This window comes from Reichenbachiella ulvae (genome assembly GCF_025833875.1).
GTDB classification, from domain to species: domain Bacteria; phylum Bacteroidota; class Bacteroidia; order Cytophagales; family Cyclobacteriaceae; genus Reichenbachiella; species Reichenbachiella ulvae.
The window spans coordinates 1-2,408 of sequence record NZ_JAOYOD010000007.1; the positions used below are offsets into that span (position 1 = coordinate 1).

The following is a 2,408-nucleotide window of genomic DNA, read 5'->3' on the forward strand; positions in this document are numbered from 1 at the left end:
AGGAATGAGCGCCAAATGAATCTGCTGAGGTAGCCATACTCCCACGAGGATCTAAGCAAAGCTTGTAAACCACCCAAGCTTAAAAAATAAATATGAAGCCAGTGAGGCTTAGATTTTTTCAATAAAAAGAAAAGGCCTATCAGATTGAGTGGCATGGCCCAGAGTAGGTTGTAATTGTACTTGGATAAGTGGTCTGTGCCAAACCAAAGGAAAAGCAAAAAGCAACCCAGAAGCCCAGTTACACCAAAGAGTAGCACATCAATGAAGCGGTAATTGGCATGGTATTTCAAACCCCTATGGGTGATCAGTCCGGTTACAAAAAACAAAATTACAAATAAGTGAATGGGCTTAAAGGCCGAATCGACGGGCTGTTCAGAACTGGTACTGATGGTGGTAGAAGCCGCTATGAGTGGTACGATGGTACTGTCGTTTTGTATGGTGGCGGTTTGCAGGGCCTCTTCCAGATAAAGCGGCATATATTGGTAGTGAAAGCCGTCGGCTGTTTGGTCTATTTCAGCACCCAGACAAATGTCGATACCCAAATCCCCCCAAGGCTGATGGTCTAGGTATTTGTCCATCAGGCCACGGTAGCTGAGTGAATCGCTGGCAAAACTGTAGTCATAGGTGACACGATCACCCAGTACAGTGGCCAATACGTCGCGCATACGCGTGGCACAATTGTCGTAGCAATAGTTGTAATAGTAGTTGGCGTTTTCTGGCTTGGCATTGTCGACCAAGAACTCAAAAATGCTTTGCTTGTCACCTTGGGTGATGTTGAGCACATGCTCGCGCCAGGTGCGATCTTCTCGGTAGTAGTACCGCTTGTAGCCCTCATATGAGCCCGTGCCTAGTTTGTAATAGAGTTTTCCTTTGGTGAAATTCAAATAAAAGTTGGGTTGATCAAAATCAAAAATGCCGTAGTTGAAAATCATGTCTATGCCATTGGTGGGGTCGCTGATGCGAAAGGCACTGTGCCCCGAATGCTGAATACAGTTCTGCCTGTGTAGGGTCCAAAATCAGTACAATTACCTCTGCTTCGTCGGACAATTTCACACCAGTGGCATGGGTATGAGAGAGCCCTAAGAGCACTGCGAAGGCAAGCAAGATGGCAATCCTGAATTTTAATAGCATAATTTGGACAGTTTAATTTTGGAGTCAGGCACGGCTGGACTTACTTTGATTCAAAATTGACTAAAATACCTTAAGATCAAAATACAACAGCAGGTGCATTTTCACGACAGCTTCAACATACTGACCAAACTCTCGCCTGCCAAGGCATGGAATGCCACGAAGGTACTGTCGAAGTTACTTATCGGTCGAAGCATTTGGGGCACTTTGTCAACCCAGCTTTGCCGCTGAGTATGGCCTTTGAGCCTACTACTTCTTGTAATTTGCGCTGCCCAGAGTGCCCGAGTGGCTTACGATCATTTACCCGCCCTACTGGTATGTTAGATGTAAATTTTTTCAAAGAAAAAATAGAGGAAGTACAGTCTCACTTGGCGTACCTCACTTTCTATTTTCAAGGCGAACCGTATTTGCACCCTGGATTTTTCAGACATGGTTACCTGATGCTGTAAAACACGATATTTATACGGCTACCAGTACCAATGCTCATTATTTAGATCTTGAAAAAGCAGAAGCTACTGTCCGGTCGGGGCTGGATCGGCTGATTATTTCTATAGATGGCACGAGTCAGGACACATATCAGCAGTATACGTGTGGGAGGGCAGTTAGAAAAGGTATTAGAAGGCACTCGAAACATGGTGCATTGGAAGAAAAAACGCAAATCAAAGACACCTCATCTGATTTTCCAGTTTCTGGTAGTAGCACCCAATGAGCACCAGATTGAGGATGCTCGACGATTAGCCAAGGAGGTTGGTGCAGACGAGATCCAATTCAAGACAGCGCAGATTTATGACTTTGTAAATGGCTCTGACCTGATGCCAAAAAACGAAAAAATACTCGAGGTATGTACAGCGAGAAAACGGGAAGTACAAACTGAAAAACCCGATGCATAATCAGTGCTGGAAAATGTGGCAGAGCTGTGTGGTTACTTGGGATGGTAGAGTCGTTCCTTGCTGTTTCGACAAAGACGCTAAGTATGTGATGGGCAACTGGAATGAACAATCTTTTAGTGACATCTGGTACAGTGCTGCCTTACGAAAATTTCCGAAAAAGCATATTGACCTCTCGTGCGTCGATCGACATTTGTAAAAACTGCTCAGAAGGGCTCAATGTATCTTTGACTGATGGCTAAACCCGAATATTCACTTTATTTTTTGGCATTGATTCCAGATGGCGAGATTAAGGAGGAAGTGATGGCTTTCAAACGAGAAGTGGCTGCCAAGTTCAGTTCTAAAGGAGCGCTTCGTTCACCGCCACACATCACGTTGCACATGCCATTCAAG

At 44.8% G+C, this 2,408-nt stretch carries 1 protein-coding gene and 1 pseudogene; one reads left to right on the plus strand and one right to left on the minus strand.

Going from position 1 to position 2,408, the window contains the following annotated elements; translation table 11 throughout:
• On the minus strand, window positions 1-932 hold a 932-nt coding region (locus tag N7U62_RS22780), incomplete at its 3' end, for a lipoprotein N-acyltransferase Lnb domain-containing protein (RefSeq protein ID WP_264140483.1).
• A gap of 292 nt (window positions 933-1,224) precedes the next feature.
• Here N7U62_RS22780 and N7U62_RS22785 point away from each other — a divergent pair.
• A pseudogene (locus tag N7U62_RS22785) lies at window positions 1,225-2,257 on the plus strand (radical SAM/SPASM domain-containing protein).
• Window positions 2,258-2,408: the final 151 nt, after the last annotated feature.